This window comes from Adlercreutzia equolifaciens (assembly GCF_029076695.1).
In the GTDB taxonomy this organism is placed as follows: Bacteria; Actinomycetota; Coriobacteriia; order Coriobacteriales; family Eggerthellaceae; genus Adlercreutzia; species Adlercreutzia equolifaciens_A.
In genome coordinates, this window is the sequence record NZ_JARFIK010000328.1 from 1 (window position 1) to 306 (window position 306).

Here is a 306-nt window from a genome sequence, read left to right on the forward strand (position 1 = left end):
GCGGTCGAGCACGCTGGTCTTGCGCACCTTCAGGTCCATGGGCTTGGCCTTGTTGGTGATGGTGGGGTGCCAGTCCATATTCAGCAGCGGGGAAATCGGCCGCCGTGGGCACCCAGTTCTCATCCTTGTTCTCCCAGCCGGTGTACTGATCCTTGTAGCGCACGTTCTGACCTTGATCGTTCAGGTAGCCATAAAACATATCAGTGCAGATGAGCTGCCCCGTGGCCTGATCCAGCTCGATCACCGCCGTGAACGTAATCACCTGGTCGCTGTAGGCAATGGAGGGATCCTTGCGGTAGTCAGTGT

The 306-nt window shown here is 57.8% G+C and carries 1 protein-coding gene; it reads right to left on the reverse strand.

Features of this window, described 5'->3' with window-relative positions; all coding sequences use genetic code 11:
* Positions 1-306: hypothetical protein (locus PZH32_RS12600; protein ID WP_275208589.1), on the reverse strand; the 306-nt coding region annotated here is incomplete at both ends.